Genomic DNA, 18,632 nt, shown 5'->3' on the forward strand with positions numbered 1-18,632 from the left:
GCGGGGGGTGTGTCGTGTTGATGGTAGTACGTGTCCCTGACAACGGAGAGAGGTTGCAGCGCATGGACACGACCCCCGTCACGGCGCCCCTGCAGGGCATTGTCGTCAGTATCGACGTGACCCCCGGCCAATCCGTTCCCGCCGGCGCCCCGCTGGTCGTGCTCGAGTCGATGAAGATGGAGTACGTCGTGGTCGCGCCGGTCCCCGGTGTCGTACGCGACGTCGCGGCCGTCGCCGGCGCGCTCGTCGGCGAGAACGACACGCTGGTCGCCATCGAGGAGGGAGAGGTCGAGGCGGAGGACGCCCCGGCCGACGCCGCGGCGGGGGAGCGGCCCGACCTGGCGGAGGTACGCCGCCGCCACGAGATCGGCCTGGACGCCGCGCGCCCGGACGCCGTACGGCGCCGGCGCGCCACCGGGCACCGTACGGCACGGGAGAACGTCGCGGACCTGTGCGAGACGTTCACCGAGTACGGCGCGCTGGCCGTCGCCGCGCAGCGGGCGCGCCGGCCCCTGGACGAGCTGATCGACAAGACCCCCGCGGACGGCCTGGTCGCGGGGGTCGGGGACGTGAACGGCCGGCACGCGGTCGTGCTCGCCTACGACTACACGGTCCTGGCGGGCACGCAGGGCGCGATGAACCACTACAAGAAGGACCGGATGCTGGAGCTCGCCGAGCGCCGGCGGCTGCCCGTCGTCCTGTTCGCCGAGGGCGGCGGCGGGCGGCCCGGCGACACCGACACCGCGTCCATCTCGGGTCTGGACACCATGGCGTTCCACCTGTTCGCGCGGCTCAGCGGCCAGGTGCCGCTGGTCGGCATCGCCTCGGGGCGGTGCTTCGCCGGCAACGCCGCGCTGCTCGGCTGCTGCGACGTCGTGATCGCCACCGAGGACGCCAACATCGGCATGGGCGGACCGGCCATGATCGAGGGCGGTGGCCTGGGCGTGTTCGCGCCGGAGGAGATCGGCCCGATGGCGGTCCAGGTGCCGAACGGGGTCGTGGACGTCCCGGTCGCCGACGAGGCCGAGGCCGTCCGCGTCGCCCGGCGCTACCTCGGCTACTTCCAGGGACCGGCCGACGCCTGGGAGGTCACCGGGCAGGAGGCGCTGCGCGACCTCGTCCCGCTGGACCGCAAGCGCGTCTACGAGGTCCGTACGGTGATCGAGACGCTCGCCGACGCCGGCTCGGTGCTGGAGCTGAGGGCGGCGTACGGGCCCGGGATCGTCACCGCCCTCGCCCGGATCGAGGGCGTGCCGGTCGGCGTGATCGCCAACAGCCCCGCCCATCTCGGCGGCGCGATCGACGCCGACGGCGCGGACAAGGCCTCCCGGTTCATGAAGCTGTGCGACGCGTTCGGCCTGCCGCTGGTGTCGCTGTGCGACACGCCGGGGTTCATGGTCGGCCCGGACGCCGAGAAGACCGCGACCGTACGGCACTTCGCCCGCATGTTCGTCACCGGCGCGAACCTCGGCGTCCCTCTCGTCATGGTCATCCTGCGCAAGGCGTACGGGCTCGGCGCGCAGGCCATGGCCGGCGGCAGCCTCAAGGTGCCGGTCGCGACCGTGGCCTGGCCGACCGGCGAACTCGGCGGCATGGGCCTGGAGGGCGCCGTGCGCCTGGGGTACCGCCGGGAACTGGCCGCCGCCGAGGACCCCGACGCCCTGTTCGACGACCTCGTCGCCCGCGCGTACGAGCGGGGCAGGGCCCTGTCCGCCGCGACGGTCTATGAGATCGACGACGTGATCGACCCGGCCGAGACCCGCCGCTGGATCGCCATGGCGCTGCACGCGGCACCGCGCCGCGAACGCCGGACCCCGCTCGACACCTGGTGACGGCAGACTGGTGCCATGTTCGCCCACGCCGGCGGGTTGCTGGCCACCGAACTGACAGATGTGACCAGCGATCTGACCGCCCTCGACTCATCGGGGCACTGGGCCGTCGTCGTCACGTACGAGGGCGAGGTCACCTGCGCGCGGTTCGGCACCGTACGCCGGGCACCGCTCCCGTACGCGCCCTGGCAGGGGCCGCCGCGCGAGTCCTGGACCAGCTCGCTCGGCCGGGACGCCTACGTCGCCGGGGTGGAGACGATCCGCGCGGCGATCGCGGAGGGCACCGTCTACCAGGCCAACCTGTGCCGCGTGCTGTCCGCGCCGCTGCCCGGGAGCGACCTGCTCGGGCTGGGCCACGCCCTCGCCCGCGGCAATCCCTCCCCGTACGGCGCGGTCATGCGGCTGCCGGGGCTCCAGATCGCCTCCGCCTCGCCGGAGCTTTACCTGTCCCGTGCGGGAGACGTGGTCGAGTCGCGCCCGATCAAGGGCACCGCCCGTACGCCGGAGGAGCTCCTGCCCAAGGACCGGGCCGAGAACGTCATGATCGTCGATCTGGTCCGCAACGATCTCGGCCGGGTGGCCGAACCAGGGTCGGTTTCGGTTCCCGCCCTGTGCGCGCTGGAGGAACATCCCGGTCTGGTGCACCTTGTCTCGACGGTACGGAGTCGGCTCCCGGCCGGAACGGGGTGGCCGGAGCTGATCGCCGCGACCTTCCCGCCCGGATCGGTGACCGGCGCGCCCAAGTCCAGCGCGCTGACCCTCCTCAATGAGCTCGAACCGGTGCCCCGCGGCCCGTACTGTGGAGCCATCGGCTGGGTGGACGCGGATTCCCGGCGTGGTGCGCTCGCGGTCGGCATCCGTACCTTCTGGGCAACCGGTGATCTGCTCAGGTTCGGCACCGGAGCGGGCATCACGTGGCATTCCGACCCCCGGCGCGAATGGCAGGAGACCGAGCTGAAGGCGGCTCGGCTATTGGAGGTAGCTTCGCGATGAGTTCCGGTCCGGTATGGATCAATGGGGCGCTGCACGCCCCCGAGGACGCACGAGTATCCGTGTTCGACCACGGCATCCTCGTGGGTGACGGCGTCTTCGAGACGATCAAGGCCGTGCGCGGCCGGTCGTTCGCCCTCACCCGTCACCTGGACCGGCTCGCCGTCTCGGCCGCCGGGCTCGGCCTGCCCGAGCCGGACCTGGACGCCATCCGCCAGGGCACCCTCGACGTCCTCGAGGCCGCGCCCAAGTGGGAGCTCGCCCGCATCCGCATCACCTACACCAGCGGCGAGGGCCCGCTCGGCTCCGACCGCGGCACGACCGGCGCGACCGCGATCGTGGCCGTCGCCGAGCAGCAGCCGTTCCCGGCCACCGGCGACGTCTCGGTCGTGCCGTGGCCGCGCAACGAGCGGGGCGCCCTGTCCGGGCTGAAGACGACCTCCTACGGCGACAACGCCAAGGCCCTCGCGTACGCCCACGACCACGGCGGCGCCGAGGCGATCTTCGGCAACCTCGCCGGAAACCTCTGCGAGGGCACCGGTTCCAACGTCTTCCTGGTCCGCGGCGGCCGGCTGATCACCCCGCCGCTGTCCTCCGGCTGCCTTGCCGGGATCACCCGCGCGCTCGTGCTCGAGTGGGTCGGCGGGGAGGAGACGGACGTGCCGCTGGGGGAGTTCACCGAGGCGGAGGAGGCCTTCCTGACCTCCACGACCCGTGACGTGCAGCCGATCAGGGCGGTCGACGGCACGGTGCTGCCGGCCGCGCCGGGTCCCGTCACCCGCAAGGCCATCGAGGCGTTCGCCGAGCGGGGCGCGGCCGACCTCGACCCGTGATCGTGCGTACGGCCCCGCGCCGTCGGGTGTGGGCCAGCGCTGGGAGGCGCTTGGCGCGGGGCCGTACGGTCCGTTGGGTCAGGAGTGCCAGAGCAGGTCGTCCAGTTCCGCCTCGATGTCGATGAAGTCCGACTCCCGGCCCGCGGCCACGATCTCGTACGTGCGGTTGAGAAAGTCGGTCAGGGGCGTGAGCGGAGCCTCGAAATGGGCGGTACCAAAGGGTGACGAAAGAGACAGGTTCAACGAGCGGTCGCGGACGTCGTCCGCGGGCCACACCTGAACGTCCCCGTCCCCGACCCGCCGCACCACACCAACGGTCAGCAACTCGCGAGCAAAGATCCACTCGACTGGATCATCATCACCGACGTGAAACGCGACACGGATGGCATAGGGGTCGTCGGCGGCGTATTCAAGGGTCGCGAGCAGCGGGACCGTCGTGCGGTCGGGAACGACGAGCCGAAGGCCGACCTCGGCCGAGGCGGTGCTGCTGCTGTTCATCGGGCCATTCCTTCAGGCATCGGACCCGCATCGCGGGCTCTGGGTGAGGACGTCGCTCCCTCCAACGGGTGTCCCCTTCGGTCTCTGACCCGTAACTGCGAGAACTCCTAAGAACATTCCGCCCCCCGAACACAGAGCTGACCGGCCTCACCGACCTGATACCCGCTCTGACCTGCGCGGAAGCGCTATGGTCGATGCGTGTCCGAGCACCTGACCCGCTGGCGCGAGCGCGTACGACGTAACACTCTGTTGAACAACGCGTGGCGTGTCGCGGTGTTCACCGTGGGCACGGCGGTGCTGCTGGCCGGCGTCGCGATGCTCGTCCTGCCCGGCCCGGGCTGGGCCGCGATCTTCGTCGGCTTCGCCATCCTGGCCACGGAGTTCGCCTGGGCCCGCGTCGCCCTCCTGTGGGCCAAGGACACGGCCACCAAGGCGAAGGACAAGGCCCTCGACCCGGAGACCCGCAGAAGAAACCAACTGATCGCCATCGGCGGGGGAGTGGCGATCGCGGCCAGCGTGATCATCTACCTGGAGCGGTACGGCCTGAACCTGCCGTGGACCGCGCGCTGACCGACACCGCACCACCGGGCGGCGCGCGAAGAGGTGCCGGAATGCGCTAATCTTTGCTGGCGACGGGGAAACCCGTCCGGGGCGATTAGCTCAGTGGGAGAGCGCTTCGTTCACACCGAAGAGGTCACTGGTTCGAACCCAGTATCGCCCACCCACCTCGAAGGCCGGTTCCGATCAAGGAACCGGCCTTTTCTGTGCGTACGGCCGCGTGGTCCAGCGGTAGGGCTGGTAGCGGCGGCGGATACGATCCGATCGGGTCAGTCGTGCGGCTCGCCGCGGGGCGCGCTGCCGCTCGCGGTGAGAACGCGTGGAGGGGGCGGATCTGAGGATAGTCAGCGCGGTGATCCTTCTGGCGGTCGCTGGTTTCGCATTCTTCATGGCGCGCGCCGTGTTGGTGGCGGCATCATCCGGCATGTACCTCAAGCTGCGCGGTGTTCGGGCACGGGGCACGTGCGTCGGGAGTGTCCCCGGACGGTACGGGAGCGGAGTGGCGGTGCGGTTCGAGGACCTCGCCGGGACCACTCGGACGGCGAGCGTCTACGGGTGGAACGGCACGCTGTTGCCGGAGACGGGAGAGCCCGTGGAGATCGTCTACAGCCGCCGCAACCCCCGGAACGCCGATCGTTGGCCGGTGCGGACGCAGAATGCGGTCGGTAACGTCCTCTATCTAAGCCTGTGCGGCTTGGTGATCGGCGCGTTGGGCGCCGGAGCATTCTGGGTGGCCGTTCTGGCGGCTTGGTCGGCATTCTGACTTACTAGCGAGATCCGAGACAGGACAAGCCGAACGGCGCCGGCCGGAGGCACTGCTGGGGTGGCCACGGCGCTCGTTCCGGGTGCGGCAGTGCATGACGAACCGCCCGCGTGCCGTGGTGCCTAGCCGACCGGGTCGAGCGTTCGGCCTCGGCCTCTCAGTCGGTCCGGCTGTGTCGACAGCGCGACAAGGATGTCCTCGACCCGTGCCTTGGCGTCGCCGAAGAGCATCTGGCTGTTGTCGCGGAAGAAGAGGGGGTTCTGCACCCCGGCGTAGCCGACCGCCATCGAGCGCTTGAAGACGATGACATCCCTGGCCTCCCAGACCCGCAGCACCGGCATGCCGGCGATGGGGGAGTCGGGGTCCTCGGTGGCGGCCGGGTTGACGGTGTCGTTGGCGCCGATGACCAGGACGACATCGGTGTCGGCGAGGTCGTCGTTGATCTCGTCCATCTCCAGGACGATGTCGTAGGGCACCTTGGCCTCGGCGAGCAGCACGTTCATGTGCCCGGGCAGACGTCCGGCGACCGGGTGGATGCCGAAGCGGACGTCGACGCCGCGTTCGCGCAGCTTCTTGGTCAGCTCGGCCACCGGGTACTGCGCCTGGGCGACCGCCATGCCGTAGCCGGGCGTGATCACCACCGACGAGGCGTCGCGTAGCAACTCGGCCGCGCCGACGGCGTCGATCTCGCGGTGTTCGCCGTAGTCGGTGTCGTCGGCCGGTCCGGCTTCGACGCCGAAGCCGCCGGCGATGACGGAGATGAACGAGCGGTTCATCGCCTGGCACATGATGTAGCTCAGGTAGGCGCCGGACGAGCCGACCAGCGCACCGGTGACGATGAGCAGGTTGTTGTCGAGCAGGAAACCCGACGCCGCCGCGGCCCAGCCCGAGTAGCTGTTGAGCATCGACACGACGACCGGCATGTCGCCGCCTCCGATGGAGGCGACCAGGTGCCAGCCGAGGGAGAGCGCGACCGCGGTGACGGCGATCAGCAACGGCAGGTTCGGTGAGTGGACGAAGAAGACGGTGAGCACGACGAACGCGGCCAGGGCGCCGAGGTTGATGTAGTTCTTGCCCGGCAGCATCAGTGGGGACGAATTGATCCGCGCCGACAGCTTGAGGTTGGCGACGATCGAACCGGTGAGGGTGACGGCACCGATGAAGACGCCGATGAACACCTCGGCGTGGTGGATGCGCAGCAGCGATCCGGCGAATTCGCGCTGGCCGCTGTTGTGCTCGACCGAGTAGTAGCCGTCCCAGCCGACCAGTGCGGCGGCCAGGCCGACGAAGCTGTGCAGCAGCGCGATCAGTTCGGGCATGCCGGTCATCTCGACGACCCGGGCCCGCCACAGGCCGATGCCGGCGCCGACGACGATCGCGACGACCAGCAGCACGACGGCCACGGTACGCGCGTGCTCGGTGGCCACGCCGATGGTGGCGGCCAGGGCGATGACCATGCCCGAGATGCCGAAGACGATGCCCTGCTTGGCGGTCTCGTGCTTGCTCAGGCCGGCGAGGGACAGGACGAACAGCAGCGCGGCGACGATGTACGCCGCGTCCGCGACCGAATGAGTGCTCACTTTGACGCCCCGTGGTGTTTCTGGCTGTGGAGAGGTTCGTGGTCGGACCGTGCCGTAGTGCGCTACTCCCTCGTGAACATGCTCAGCATGCGTCGGGTCACGGCGAAGCCGCCGAAGATGTTGATGGACGCCAGCAGGATGGCGACGGCCGACAGCACGATGACGACGGTGTCGTCGCCGCTGCCCTGGATGCCGATCTGCAACATGGCGCCGACGACGATGATCCCGGAAATGGCGTTGGTGACCGACATCAGCGGCGTGTGCAGCGCGTGGTGCACCTTGCCGATCACGTAGTAGCCGATCACCACCGCCAGCATCAGCACGGTGAAGTGCTCGGGGATCGGCGGCGGGGCCAGTGCCGAGATCAGCCACAGCACGACGATTCCGACGCCCACGGCGGCGAACTTCACCCAGGCCGGGCGAGGCGCCTTCGCCGGCTTGAGTTCGGCCGCCGGGCCGGGGGCCGCGGCCGGGGTCGCGGACACCTGGACGGGCGGTGGCGGCCACAGCTTCTCGCCGTCGCGGACCACCGTGATGCCGCGCTGGACGACGTCGTCGAGGTCGAGCACGACCTTCCCGTCCTTGTCCGGCGTCAGCAGCTTCATGAGGTTGACCAGGTTGGTGCCGTACAGCTGACTGGCCTGCGCGGGCAGTCGCCCGGCGAGATCGGTGTAGCCGATGATCGTCACGCCGTTGCCGGTGGTGACGACCTCTCCGGCCACCGAGCCCTCGACGTTGCCGCCCTGTGCCGCGGCCATGTCGACGATCACCGAGCCCGGCTTCATCGTCGCGACCTGTTCGGCGCTCAGCAGCTTGGGCGCCGGTCGCCCCGGGATCAGCGCGGTGGTGATGACGATGTCGACGTCGGCGGCCTGCTCGGAGTAGATCTCGGCGGCCCGCCGATCGTAGTCCTCGCTCGTCGCCCGGGCGTAGCCGTCGCTGGACGCCTTCTGCTCGGCCTCGACGGCCAGGAACTCACCCCCCAGCGACCGCACCTGGTCGGCCACTTCCGGCCGCGGGTCGGTGGCCCGTACGATCGCGCCCAGACTCGACGCCGCGCCGATCGCGGCCAGTCCGGCCACTCCGGCGCCGGCCACCAGCACCTTGGCCGGCGGCACCTTGCCCGCGGCCGTCACCTGGCCGGTGAAGAACCGGCCGAAGACGTGGGCCGCCTCGACCACCGCGCGATATCCGGCGATGTTGGCCATCGAACTCAGCACGTCCAGTGACTGCGCCCGCGAGATCCGCGGCACCGCGTCCATCGCCAGCGCGGTGATCGGCCGCGCCGCCAGGGCATCGAGCAGCTCCGGGTTCAGCGCCGGAGCCAGCAGCGACACCAGGATCGCGCCGTCGTGCAGCCGGGCGATCTCCTCGGTCGTCGGGGCGTTGACCTTGAACACGACGTCGGCGGCCCACGGGTCGCCGATCGTGGCCCCGGCCTCGGCGTAGGCGTCATCGGTGAAGCTCGACCGCTCACCTGCCCCGGCCTCGACGACCACGTCGTACCCCAGGCCCTGTAACTGCCTGGCCGTCTTCGGGGTCGCGGCTACCCGAGTCTCGTCCTGGCTCTCGTTGACAACACCAATGAGCATCCTGCGGGTCCATTCGGAAACCGGCGTGGCGCGTAGGCCAGCCGCAGAATTTTCATGACCGAGTCATCCAACCATTTCGGTGGCGGCAACGTGTCCCCGGGTCTGCCGAACCAGTGGTATAGGGGACGTTTGCGCGGTCCAGCACACGGGCGCGGCCTGGTCAGGCGGGGCGGGGCGTGTGGGGAAGGCCGCCTCGGTGGAGCATGACGCTCACGCGGCTCTTCGCCCGGGCGAGGGCGGCCGTGAAGTACGGCGACCGTCGTGGACGCCGTCGGTCTCCGGCCGGACCAAGATCGGACTCAAGGGGCTTCCGGCGACATCCCGGGGCCTCGACCGGTTCCGTGCGCATCGCGTGTCATGCCGCGGATCTCGTGCCGGACGATCTGTGGGAACCGGTGGCTCCCGCTCCCGAGAGGCGCCACCACTTCGCGGCGGCTTGCCGTGATCAGCGGTTCAGCAGGCGGAAACAGTCCCCAGAGGGGTGCGGTGAGCAGCGCGGCTGGGGGGTGAGCGCAGACGTAGAAAGAAAGGAGCTTTTCGGCGTCGGACGCAAGAAGCCGCCCATCGCGGGCGGTGCTATTTCGCCGTCTGAAGAAATGATATCGACTCTCGGCTGTACGAGCACGGGTCTAGCGGACGTATCTATCATTCTGTGAATGCGATATGGAAGGCGTCCTTCGATATGCCGTCATCTCCGTCGGTCGCGCCACCGTCTTCTGCGCCACATCGGAGCGCTCCATTAGTGCAGGTCAGCCATGTTCTTCCGGTGGCTCGGCGGGCGGTGGCCCGCCCGCCGGCCTGATTGGCGCTGAGACTCAGCCGCCCTCGCCGCTGACACCGGTGGTCTGCTTCTTGTCGAGCAGCTTGATCTTAATCTTCTCCATTGTCGCCCTCCTTTCCGTGTGAGTGGTAATGCGACTGACACAACAGGTAATTACCTTCTCCTCATGATTAATGTGAGGTATGAACGTGTCAAGGGTTTCGTCTGGAGCGGAGGTTCTTTGCGATGATGCTGCGGCCGCGGATTAAACCTGAGCACGCCGCCTACCGGACGGTCTCCGGCGCCGTGCGGATGGGCAGTGTGATTTTCGGGATCGGGGTGGAGATCGACGACCCGGACGGCTGGGTCTGGACGTTGACGCAGGCTCTGGACGGTGCCCGTACTTCCGGCGAGATCGCGGAGCAGGTCGCCGCGGCGCACTCGGAGGTGACCGTCGCGGAGGTTCTTCAGGCCGTGGCGGATCTTCAAGCGGCGGGCCATCTGGAAGACGTCGACGCCCCGCCGCCGTCGTTGTCCTCGGCGGAGCAGGAGCGTTACAGCCGCGGCGTCACGCTGCTGCGCTGGCTCGACCGCAGCCCCCGCCGCAGCGCGTGGGAGATGCAGGAACGGCTGCGGGACGGGCGGGTACTGCTGGTCGGCCTGGGCGGCACCGGAGGTTTCTGCGCGCAGGCCCTGGTGGCCTCGGGTGTCGGGCACCTCCACTGCGTCGACCACGACACCGTGGAGTTGTCCAATCTCAATCGCCAGCCTTTGTACCGTCAACGGGACATCGGCCGGCCCAAGCTCGACGCGGCGCTGGAGGATCTGCGAGCCCTCAACCACCACCCGGAGATCACCGGCGAGCAGCGCCGCGTGTCCGGTCCCGAGGACCTCGCGATGCTCCTGGACGCCGGCCCGGCGCCGTACGACCTGCTCGTCATGTGCGCCGACCAGCCGCCCGAGATCCGCCGCTGGGCCAACCGCGTCTGCCTGGGCACGGGTACGCCCTGGGTCGACGGCGGCTACCACGGCCCGCTGGCCACCGCGGGCATACACGTCCCCGGCGACGGGGCCTGCTGGGAGTGCCAGCGCGCGGGAGAGGCCGACCGCCGCGATCTCGGTCTGGCGCCAGGTCAGGAGGAGGAGGCGGCTTCACCGCGGATGGCGTGGCACCCTGTCACGGCGGTCACCGCCGGCCTTTCCGGTTCGCTGGTCGCGCACGCCGCCCTGGCGTTGCTCACCGGCGCCCCGCCGATGGAGCCCGGCTTCCGGTACGGCATCAACCTCGCAGCCTTGGACGATACGGTCCTGCAGCGCTTCCCGCGTCGGCCGGACTGTCCTGCCTGCGGTGAATCGTCGACGGCCGGTGACGCGACACCGCCGGCCGGAGCGGTGCGATGACGACCCGCGTCTCCCCGCCGAAGGTCGGGGACGGCACCCGCATCCGGCTGCACGAGCTGGCCTCCCGGCCGGACGGCGAGGAGGTGATCGTCGGGCGGCTCGACACCGGCGACTTCGTCGTGTTACCCGCTGTCGGCGCCCGGGCGATCGAGCTGCTCGAACAGGACCTGACCGCCGGGGAGGCCCGGCGCGTCCTTGCCGAAGAGACCGGCGCTGACCTCGACATCTGCGACTTCGTCAGTGACCTGGCGGCGCTCGGTTTCGTGGCCGAGGTCGACGGTGTCCTTCTGCCCGATCCCGCGCCGCCACGAGCCACCTTCCCGTGGCTCACGCCCCGCCTCGTGGCCTGGTCGCTGAGCCCGATCGTGCCGATCGCACTGGGCGCGGTGGTCGCGGCCGCTTTGATCGTCCTGGCCGCTCGCCCCCGCCTGATGCCCGGTTACCACGACCTGCTCTGGAGCCCGTACGGCAGCCTGGTCCTGCTGGTGGTGTTCGCGGTCGGCTGGCCCTTGCTGTTCCTCCACGAGACCGCGCATCTGATCGTCGCCCGCGCGGCCGGGGTGCCCGCCCGGATCGAACTCGGAACCCGGTTGCAGTTCCTGGTCGTGCAGACCGACATGAGCGGGATCGACCTGGCCCCGCGCCGCCATCGGCTCACCGCGTACCTTGCCGGCAGCACCGTCAACCTCACCATCGCCGCTACGGGCATCCTCGTGCTGGCAGCGACCGGTCCCCACACCCCTGCCTACCGGGCGCTCGCGATCCTGGTACTTCTGGCGCTGATTCCGCTGCCGTTCGAAGGCATGATCTTCATGCGGACCGACGTGTACTTCGTCGTGCAGGACCTCACCGGCTGCCGCGATCTGTTCGGGGACGGCCGCGCCTACATGCGTTACCTCGCCCGTCGCGTGCTGTCGCGCGGCAAGCCCCGGGTCGCGGACCCCAGTCGCCAACTGGCCCCGGCGCAGCGACACGCGGTTCGCGTCTACAGCGTCGTCCTCCTCACCGGAACCGCGCTGGCCTTGGCCGCGCTGGCCACGGTCACCGTCCCCACCGACCTCACGATGCTGTCCCACGCCGTCCGCCGCGCCGGGCCCGGCCACGGCTCCGGCGAACGCCTCGACGGCCTCGCGGTACTGCTCTTTCTCGGCGGGCCGCAGGCCCTCTGGGTCCGTACGAAATGGCGTCAGTACCGCGCTCGAAAAGTCGCCCATCGGCTCGGGAGCAGCCGCTGAGCACCGGGAAGGAGCTTTTCTTGCTACTTCATCCCATGTGTCCCACTTCCTATTGACACAGAAGGAGGCGCCCGCCAAAGTTGCCTGCGAGCGCCCATTCAAGAGCCGGTCGGTCCGCTTTACGAGGCCGCTGTGGGCGCCGTTTCCACGTGTAGGTGGGGGGTGAGACGGAATGGACAACACGCAGAACTGGGTTCCCGAGAACTGGGTCCCGAAGAACTGGGTTCCCAAGAACTGGGTGCCTCGCTGACCAGGCGTTTCTCTGGGAGCGATGCCGGTCCGGGGTGCGGGCTCCGATGCCCTGGTACACAACTCCCCGGACCGGCCGATGAGATATGCGCCGGTAGGGAAAGTGGGGCATCATTTACATGGTGGCGTCCTCTTCGTCCACTGAATCGGACCAGTCGCTCACCGGCGCGCGGGGCGACGAAAGCGCCAGGGCCGGATATGGCGCCGTGTTCGCGGTCAAGGAATTCCGTGCCGTCTTCGTCGCTCATATTCTTTCCGTGCTGGGCGGCGTCCTCGCCGAGGTCTCGCTGGCCGTCCTGGTCTTCCGGCAGACCGGCTCGGCGCTGTTGACGGCTCTCGTCTTCGCCCTCGGTTTCCTGCCCTACGCGCTCAGCGGGGTCGCGCTGTCCGGCATCGCCGACCGGTATCCGCCCCGCCGTGTGCTGGTCGCCTGCGACCTGCTGTCGGCGGGCTGTGTGATGCTGATGGCGATCCCGGCGACCCCGATCGCCGTCCTGTTCCTGCTGCGTTTCGCCGTCTCGATGATCTCACCGCTGTTCACCGGCACCCGGGCGGCGAGCCTCGCGGACATCCTGCAGGGGGACCGGTACGTCCTGGGGCGCTCGCTGATCCGGATCGTCTCGCAGGGTTCCCAGGTCATCGGCTACGGTCTGGGCGGCCTGGCGCTGGCGTGGGTGTCGCCCCGCACCGCGCTTCGCGTCACCATCCTCACGTTCCTCTGTTCCGCTCTGTTGCTACGCCTGGGCACCCGTGACCGGCCCGCGCGGGTGTCGGGAGGCGGCGCGATGACACGTGACTCGATCGCCTCGGCCGGACGGTTGCTCGGCGACGCTCGCATTCGCGCGCTGCTGCTGATGTGGTGGGTGCCGCCGATGTTCTTCGTGGTCGCCGAAGGGGTCGCCGCGCCCTTGGCCGCCGCCTCTGGGGCGGGCTCCGCCGGCTTCGGCCTGTTCCTGGCCGCGATGCCCGTCGGCACCGTGGTGAGCGAGGCGCTGATCGGCACCCTGCTCGGCCCCGCCGCCCGCGACCGCCTCACGCTGCCGCTCGCGGCCGTGTCGCTGCTACCGATGATCGCGTTCGCGGTCCACCCGCCGTTGCCGCTCGCGACCGGATTGATGCTGCTCACCGGGCTGTGCGCCGCGTACACGCTCGGCATGGACAGGTGGTTCGTCGAGGCGGTTCCAGAAACGATGCGAGGTCAGGCCATGTCCCTGTTGGGCGCCGGCATCATGACCCTCCAGGGTCTCGGTATGGCCGTCGGCGGCGCCATCGCCGCCGTGGTCCCTCCCTTCATGGTGATCTGCGCGGCCGGGCTGCTGGGCACGGTGAGCGTCCTCGGCGTGCTGCGCTCGGTCCGCAGACAGCTGCTATGCGGGAGGCAGCAGTAGCCCCGGGGGCGGGTCCGTGGCGAGGTCCTTGCTGAGGCCGCCCCGGCGGCCGGAGAACGTCGCGTCGGTGAAGTCGACGGTGGCGCCGGAGAAGGTCGCGCGGGTGAAGGCGATGGCGGTGCCGGAGAACTCCGCGTCGGTGAAACGGAGGGTGCCGCCGGACAATGTCGTGTCGGTGAAGTCGAGAGTGCCGCCCGAGAACGTCGCGTCGGCGAATGCGGCGGTGGTGCCGGAGAACTCCGCGCCGGTGAAGCCGATGACGCCGCCGGAGAGCGCCGTGCCGGTGAAGTGCACGGTGCCGCCGGAGAACTCCGCGCCGGTGAAGTCGACGGCGCCGCCCGAGAAGACGGCGCCGGAGAAGTCGATGGAGGCGCCGGAGAACACCGCGCCGATGAAGTGGTGGGTGGCGCCGGAGAACGTCGCGTCGCCGAAGTGGACGGTGCCGCCGGAGAACTCCGCGCCGACGAAGTGGACGGGGCCGCGGGAGAACTCCGCGCCGGTGAAGTCGATGGCGGCGCCGGAGAACCGCGCGCCGGTGAAGTCGACCGTGGCGCCCGAGAACACGGCGCCGGTGAAGTCGAGGGTGCCGCCGGAGAACACGGCCTCACGGAAGTCGACGGTGCCGCCGGAGAACACCGCGCCGCTGAAGTCGCCTCCGTCGAAGCGGACACCGGTGAAGTCGAAGTCATGGCCTCGCCAGGAGACCCGAGCGTCGTCGCGCAGGTGCGCGGTGATGATCGAGATGACGGTGTGGTGCACCTCCTGGCTGCCGCCGAACGACAGCTGTTCGGCGGCCGGAGGGCCGTCCGGCGGATGTTCGTAGGGCATCCGCAGATAGGCGCACAGCTCGTCGATGCAGGTCTGCCGGCTGTCCTGCCAGTCGTCGGCCAGGCCGGCCAGCGCGTAAACCCCGGCCAGGCGTACCGCGGTGTCGGCGTGTTCGAGCCGCCTCGTCGCCGTGGCGAACCGTCTGTTGAACACCCGCACCCGGTCATCCTCTCCGCGCCGCTGCTCCGGTATTTTCCCGTCTCGGGCACCGGCCTGGGAACCCTGGGACACGGCTCGACGCGTCAGTGCCAGGACTGGTGGGAGAGCACTCTGCTCACCATCGCGGGCGTGGCGACTTTCAGCTCGCAGGCGAGAGCGATCGCGGCCTCGTAGTCAGGGCCGCCGATGATGCACGGTTCGTCCAGGTCGCGCAGGTTCTGGGTCTGAACCCGGTAAGGGTGGGTCCAAGGGGCCCATGGCGCGTCGTTGCTCCAGTAGCGGTCGATCGCGGCCTCGGTCATGACCTCGCCCACGCCCGCTCCGCGATCGTAGGCGACGGATCTGCGGAAGGAGTGGTCACTGGCCTCGGTGACCGGCCATTCACGGACGACGCGCCCATCGACCACGATCGCCAGCTTCTCCACGATGGCGAGGTACCGGTATCCCATCGGGATGTCGTCGTAGACGGAACCGGGTACCACCCGCTCGTCCCCCGGCACCCAGCCGTAACCCCAGCCGCGTGCCTCCACCACGTGCTGCGTACGGGCCTCATCGACGTCGAACGGGTCCAGTCCGCCCTTCGGCGTCTCATACGTGACCTTCGTCGGCGGAACGCGCGGAGTATTCATCGGTCGATTCCTACCCGTTCCAGCCGGGAGCCGCCAGTGCCGAGCGCGGAGAAACGGGCGTCACCCGCCGACTACCCCTGGGCGTGACCCCTCCACGGCTCCCGGTCTGATCACTGCTGGTCCCAGGCCGTTAACCGGCTGGCCGGGCTGGGCCCCTACGTTCTGACGAATGGATAAAGGATCGCAGGCCGGCGCGCTGTCGCGCCGGGCCGTGCTCGGGGGCGTCGCCGGTGCGGCGGGCGTGGTCGCGGTGGGCGGCTCGGCGTGGGCATCGCCACGGCCGCGCCCGCTCCGCGTACTGATCGCGACGAACGAGCCGTGGGGCACCTATCACGTCCAGCCGCTGCTGGCCGAGGCCGCGCGGCGCGGCGCGCGGCTCACCCAGCTGGTTCCCGACCTGTCGCAGATCGCGCCGGGCGACCCGGTGCCGGTCGCGACGCCGGCCGATGCGCCGCTCGCCGACCTGCTCGTGGTGACCGGCGCGGGCGACTGGCCGCTGGAGTGCGCGGCGCGTTTCCGGCGGCTGCCGGCGGTCGCCAGTTCGCTGGCCTACCTCGGGCCCGAGGAGGCGGCCGGAGCCCGGCGGCTCCGGGGGCGGCTACGCGTCATCACCTCGTCGTCGCGGGCGGAAGGCCGCGCGTTCGTCGGTTACCTGGGCACCCGGCGTCCTGTACGCGTCGTCGGTTCGCCGCAGACCGACGTGCTGCCGGTGCGCACGCCGGAGCCGGGACTGGTGCTGGTCGTCACCAGCGTGACCCACCCCGATGGGACCGGTGGCGCGGCGCCGGGTGCCGAGTTGCTGCTGGCGTCCGCGGAGCGGCTGCGGGCGGCGGGGCGGTCGATCCTGGTCGGCCTCCACCCCCGAGAGGACCGCAGCCTCTGGGAGCAGTACGAGATCAGCACGGTGCCGACGCTGCAGGCCTCGGCGCGCGCCGAGGCGGCGGTCGGGATTCCCGGCACGGTGTTCCCGATGATCACCGCGGTCGGCACTCCGGTGGTCGGATGCGTTGATCCCGCGCTGACGGTGCCCGACTATCTACTCTCGGTGTGCTCGTCCACGATCGACGACGCCGCGGACGCGGTACCGGCGATCGAGACGGCGCATCTTCCGGACGCGACCACACTGGCAGACGCCGTCGGTCCGATCGGCGGTTCCGCGCGTCGGCTGCTGGATGTCTGGGCACACGCGGCGCACGGTCAGCCCGGCTAGACGGGCATCGGCTCTCGTTCGGGTCCGGGATGGGGAGCGGGCGTCACCTGCCCACCACCCCTGGGCCGACTCCCGGAAAGCGGGAGGGTCCAGACGGTGACGGAGGCGGGCCCGCCTGGAGTGGGCGGGGGAGTGGATGAGGGCGCGTTGAGCGGGCAGGGGGTCAGGCTGTGTCGCCGGCCCACCAGTTCGCCAGGCGGCGCCACCAGCGGGCCGGTGGCCGGGGCATCGGTGCCTCCTCGGCGGCGGGGCCGGCCGGCGGCTCCGCGACGGCACCTGGTCCGGCCGGCGGGCCCGGGTCGCCGGGCAGAGGCTGCGGGGGTCCGGGAGCGGGCGGGAAGCGGACCGGTAGCGAGGACAGGGCGCGCTGGATGAAGCCCGGTCGCCACGTGAGCTCCTCGGCGGGGACGGCCAGCTCCATGTCCGGCAGCCCGTCGAGGAGCCTCTCGATGGCGACCGTGGCGATGACGCGCGCCTGTCCCTGAGCCGGGCAGGCGTGTGGGCCGATGCCCCACGACAGGTGGGCGCGGTTGCCGGCTCGGTCCTCGGCCCGGGTCGCCGGATCGTTGTTGGCCGCCGCGAAGCTGATGACGACCGGCTGGTCGGCCGGCAGCCTCACACCGTGGAAGTCGAGCGGCTCGACCGGATAGCTGATGCCGAAGTTCGCGAGCGGCGGGTCCGTCCAGAGGACCTCGTCGAGGGCGTCCTCGACGGACAGGCTTCCGCCGGACAGGCCACCCCTGAACCGCTCGTCGGACAGCAGCAGCCGCAACGTGTTGACGATCAGGTTCTGCGCGAGTTCGCTGCCCGCGCCGACGAGCATCACGATCTGGTGCGCGACCTCCTCGTCCGTGAGCTCGGCCGGGTGGTCCATCAGCCATGTCGTCAGGTCCGGGCCCGGGTTCTCGCGCTTGAGCGCCATGAGCTCCAGGACGGCGAGGCCGAGAGTCATGTTCGCCTCTTCGGAGTTCTCCCACTTGAGGACCTCCCGTACGGCCGCGACCATCCGCTCGCCGAGCTCGGCCGGGCAGCCGCACAGTTCGTTGAACACCAGCAACGGCAGGACCAGGGCGTACTCGGTGCGCAGGTCCACCTCGCCCAAGGGGCTCATCCGGCCGACGAGACGGTTCGCGCTGCGTTCGACGAAGGTGCGTAGCGCGTTGTGGTCGACCCGGTCCAAGGTGTCGGTCACGGCCTCGCGCAGCCGCGAGCGGAGGGGGTCGTCGGTCAGGTTGCACGTCGGCCGGTACGCCATGATCGGCAGGACCGGGCAGTCGGACGGGATCCCTTGTTGCCACCGGCGGGCGTCGCGGGGGAACCTCACCTGGTCGCGCAGGATTTCGAGGGCGACCTGGTAGTCGGTGACGAGCATCCCGGGCACGCCGGGGGACAGCTCGACCGGCGCGATCGGGCCGTACGCACGGAGCCTGCGGTACACGCCTTCGGGATCGGCCGCGAACTCCGGGCCGTGCAGCGAAAGCAGCGAACCGTTCGGCGACGGTGACGGATTGTGATCGGGCGAGGTCATGTGCGCTCCTGGCCATGTGCCTGCGAACGAAGCCTCGTGCAGGGTCAGAGGCTCATGGTGATCATCGGGCCACGCATTGAAGCCGACAACCTACACTCGGCGATCTTGCCGTCGCAAACCGCTCAATCCGCCGGAATGGGGAGCGGGCGAGGAGGGACCGGCGTGGAGACGACGATCGAGGTCGTCGTCTGCCCGTGGATGAGGAAGCGGTCGATGACCTCCTCCAGCTCGGCGATCGACGGTGCGTGGACCTTGAGGAAGAAGCAGTCCTCTCCCGTGATCCGATGGCACTCGACCACCTGCGGGGTGCGGAGGGCGGCCTCGGCGACCTTGGGGAGCTGTCCCGGGCCCGGCCGGACGCGTACGAGCGCGGTGACGGCCATCCCGAGGGCCTCAGGCGCGACGTCCATGTGGAAGCCGGTGATGACGCCCGCGCGTTCGAGGCGCTGTACGCGTTCGGTGACCGCGGGCGCGGACATTCCGACCCGGCGGGCGAGCTCGGACATCGACAGGCGGGGGTCGGCGTGCAGCTCGGCGAGGAGCCGCGCGTTGACCCCGTCGATCATGCCGGGATCATAGGCGTCACGGCCGTTACGGCGTGA

16 protein-coding genes and 1 tRNA gene are annotated in these 18,632 nt (G+C 70.2%); 10 read left to right on the forward strand and 7 right to left on the reverse strand.

Going from position 1 to position 18,632, the window contains the following annotated elements:
- Positions 1 to 62 precede the first annotated feature (62 nt).
- Genes ACQEV1_RS23205 through ACQEV1_RS23215 form a run of 3 tightly spaced genes read left to right on the forward strand, consistent with a single transcriptional unit; the run spans position 63 to position 3,652 of the window.
- On the forward strand, positions 63 to 1,832 hold the full coding sequence (locus tag ACQEV1_RS23205) for a carboxyl transferase domain-containing protein (protein ID WP_433396032.1): 1,770 nt from the start codon (positions 63 to 65) through the stop codon (positions 1,830 to 1,832).
- Positions 1,833 to 1,847: 15 nt separating this feature from the next.
- Positions 1,848 to 2,822: an anthranilate synthase component I family protein gene (locus ACQEV1_RS23210; protein WP_433396034.1), complete on the forward strand. Its 975-nt coding sequence runs from the start codon at positions 1,848 to 1,850 to the stop codon at positions 2,820 to 2,822.
- Positions 2,819 to 3,652: an aminotransferase class IV gene (locus ACQEV1_RS23215; protein WP_285581038.1), complete on the forward strand. Its 834-nt coding sequence runs from the start codon at positions 2,819 to 2,821 to the stop codon at positions 3,650 to 3,652. Before ACQEV1_RS23210 ends, ACQEV1_RS23215 begins: the two co-directional genes overlap by 4 nt.
- A gap of 78 nt (positions 3,653 to 3,730) precedes the next feature.
- Here the strand turns inward: ACQEV1_RS23215 and ACQEV1_RS23220 are convergent, their stop codons facing one another.
- Positions 3,731 to 4,150 (reverse strand): SsgA family sporulation/cell division regulator, encoded by a 420-nt coding sequence (locus tag ACQEV1_RS23220; RefSeq protein ID WP_285581039.1) that lies wholly within the window; start codon positions 4,148 to 4,150, stop codon positions 3,731 to 3,733.
- 198 nt (positions 4,151 to 4,348) lie between these two features.
- Here ACQEV1_RS23220 and ACQEV1_RS23225 point away from each other — a divergent pair, with 198 nt between their 5' ends.
- From ACQEV1_RS23225 to ACQEV1_RS23235, 3 genes are all read left to right on the forward strand, one after another.
- Positions 4,349 to 4,720, forward strand: coding sequence for a TIGR02611 family protein (locus ACQEV1_RS23225; protein WP_433396037.1), 372 nt, complete (start codon positions 4,349 to 4,351; stop codon positions 4,718 to 4,720).
- A gap of 79 nt (positions 4,721 to 4,799) precedes the next feature.
- A tRNA-Val gene (locus ACQEV1_RS23230) sits at positions 4,800 to 4,871 on the forward strand.
- A gap of 156 nt (positions 4,872 to 5,027) precedes the next feature.
- Positions 5,028 to 5,471: a hypothetical protein gene (locus ACQEV1_RS23235; protein ID WP_285619356.1), complete on the forward strand. Its 444-nt coding sequence runs from the start codon at positions 5,028 to 5,030 to the stop codon at positions 5,469 to 5,471.
- Positions 5,472 to 5,593: 122 nt separating this feature from the next.
- Here the strand turns inward: ACQEV1_RS23235 and pntB are convergent, their stop codons facing one another.
- Together pntB and ACQEV1_RS23245 are read right to left on the reverse strand one after the other, a co-directional pair.
- Positions 5,594 to 7,051, reverse strand: coding sequence for a Re/Si-specific NAD(P)(+) transhydrogenase subunit beta (gene pntB, locus ACQEV1_RS23240; protein WP_433396039.1), 1,458 nt, complete (start codon positions 7,049 to 7,051; stop codon positions 5,594 to 5,596).
- A 62-nt stretch (positions 7,052 to 7,113) separates the two neighbouring features.
- Positions 7,114 to 8,643: a Re/Si-specific NAD(P)(+) transhydrogenase subunit alpha gene (locus ACQEV1_RS23245; protein WP_285619353.1), complete on the reverse strand. Its 1,530-nt coding sequence runs from the start codon at positions 8,641 to 8,643 to the stop codon at positions 7,114 to 7,116.
- A 1,072-nt stretch (positions 8,644 to 9,715) separates the two neighbouring features.
- On the opposite strand from ACQEV1_RS23245, the gene ACQEV1_RS23250 reads away from it, so the two are divergent.
- The 3 genes from ACQEV1_RS23250 to ACQEV1_RS23260 all read left to right on the forward strand — a co-directional run bounded on the left by ACQEV1_RS23250 (position 9,716) and on the right by ACQEV1_RS23260 (position 13,676).
- Positions 9,716 to 10,804 (forward strand): HesA/MoeB/ThiF family protein, encoded by a 1,089-nt coding sequence (locus ACQEV1_RS23250; RefSeq protein WP_433396042.1) that lies wholly within the window; start codon positions 9,716 to 9,718, stop codon positions 10,802 to 10,804.
- Entirely contained in the window at positions 10,801 to 12,039 is a 1,239-nt protein-coding gene (locus ACQEV1_RS23255) for a hypothetical protein (protein ID WP_433396044.1), read from the forward strand. Before ACQEV1_RS23250 ends, ACQEV1_RS23255 begins: the two co-directional genes overlap by 4 nt.
- 368 nt (positions 12,040 to 12,407) lie before the next feature.
- Complete coding sequence (locus ACQEV1_RS23260; RefSeq protein WP_433396046.1) at positions 12,408 to 13,676, forward strand: MFS transporter; 1,269 nt, start codon at positions 12,408 to 12,410, stop codon at positions 13,674 to 13,676.
- On the opposite strand, the gene ACQEV1_RS23265 is transcribed toward ACQEV1_RS23260, so the two are convergent.
- Entirely contained in the window at positions 13,656 to 14,663 is a 1,008-nt protein-coding gene (locus ACQEV1_RS23265; RefSeq protein ID WP_433396048.1) for a pentapeptide repeat-containing protein, read from the reverse strand. The genes ACQEV1_RS23260 and ACQEV1_RS23265 overlap by 21 nt on opposite strands.
- Positions 14,664 to 14,746: 83 nt before the next feature.
- Positions 14,747 to 15,292 (reverse strand): hypothetical protein, encoded by a 546-nt coding sequence (locus ACQEV1_RS23270; protein ID WP_433396050.1) that lies wholly within the window; start codon positions 15,290 to 15,292, stop codon positions 14,747 to 14,749.
- A 169-nt stretch (positions 15,293 to 15,461) separates the two neighbouring features.
- Here ACQEV1_RS23270 and ACQEV1_RS23275 point away from each other — a divergent pair, with 169 nt between their 5' ends.
- Positions 15,462 to 16,502: a hypothetical protein gene (locus tag ACQEV1_RS23275; RefSeq protein WP_433396052.1), complete on the forward strand. Its 1,041-nt coding sequence runs from the start codon at positions 15,462 to 15,464 to the stop codon at positions 16,500 to 16,502.
- Positions 16,503 to 16,665: 163 nt separating this feature from the next.
- Here the strand turns inward: ACQEV1_RS23275 and ACQEV1_RS23280 are convergent, their stop codons facing one another.
- Together ACQEV1_RS23280 and ACQEV1_RS23285 are read right to left on the reverse strand one after the other, a co-directional pair.
- Positions 16,666 to 18,030, reverse strand: coding sequence for a cytochrome P450 (locus ACQEV1_RS23280; protein ID WP_433396054.1), 1,365 nt, complete (start codon positions 18,028 to 18,030; stop codon positions 16,666 to 16,668).
- 122 nt (positions 18,031 to 18,152) lie between these two features.
- Positions 18,153 to 18,596 (reverse strand): Lrp/AsnC family transcriptional regulator, encoded by a 444-nt coding sequence (locus ACQEV1_RS23285; protein WP_433396056.1) that lies wholly within the window; start codon positions 18,594 to 18,596, stop codon positions 18,153 to 18,155.
- Positions 18,597 to 18,632 lie beyond the last annotated feature (36 nt).

This window comes from Actinoallomurus sp. CA-142502 (genome assembly GCF_050936355.1).
Taxonomy (GTDB): domain Bacteria; phylum Actinomycetota; class Actinomycetes; order Streptosporangiales; family Streptosporangiaceae; genus Actinoallomurus; species Actinoallomurus iriomotensis.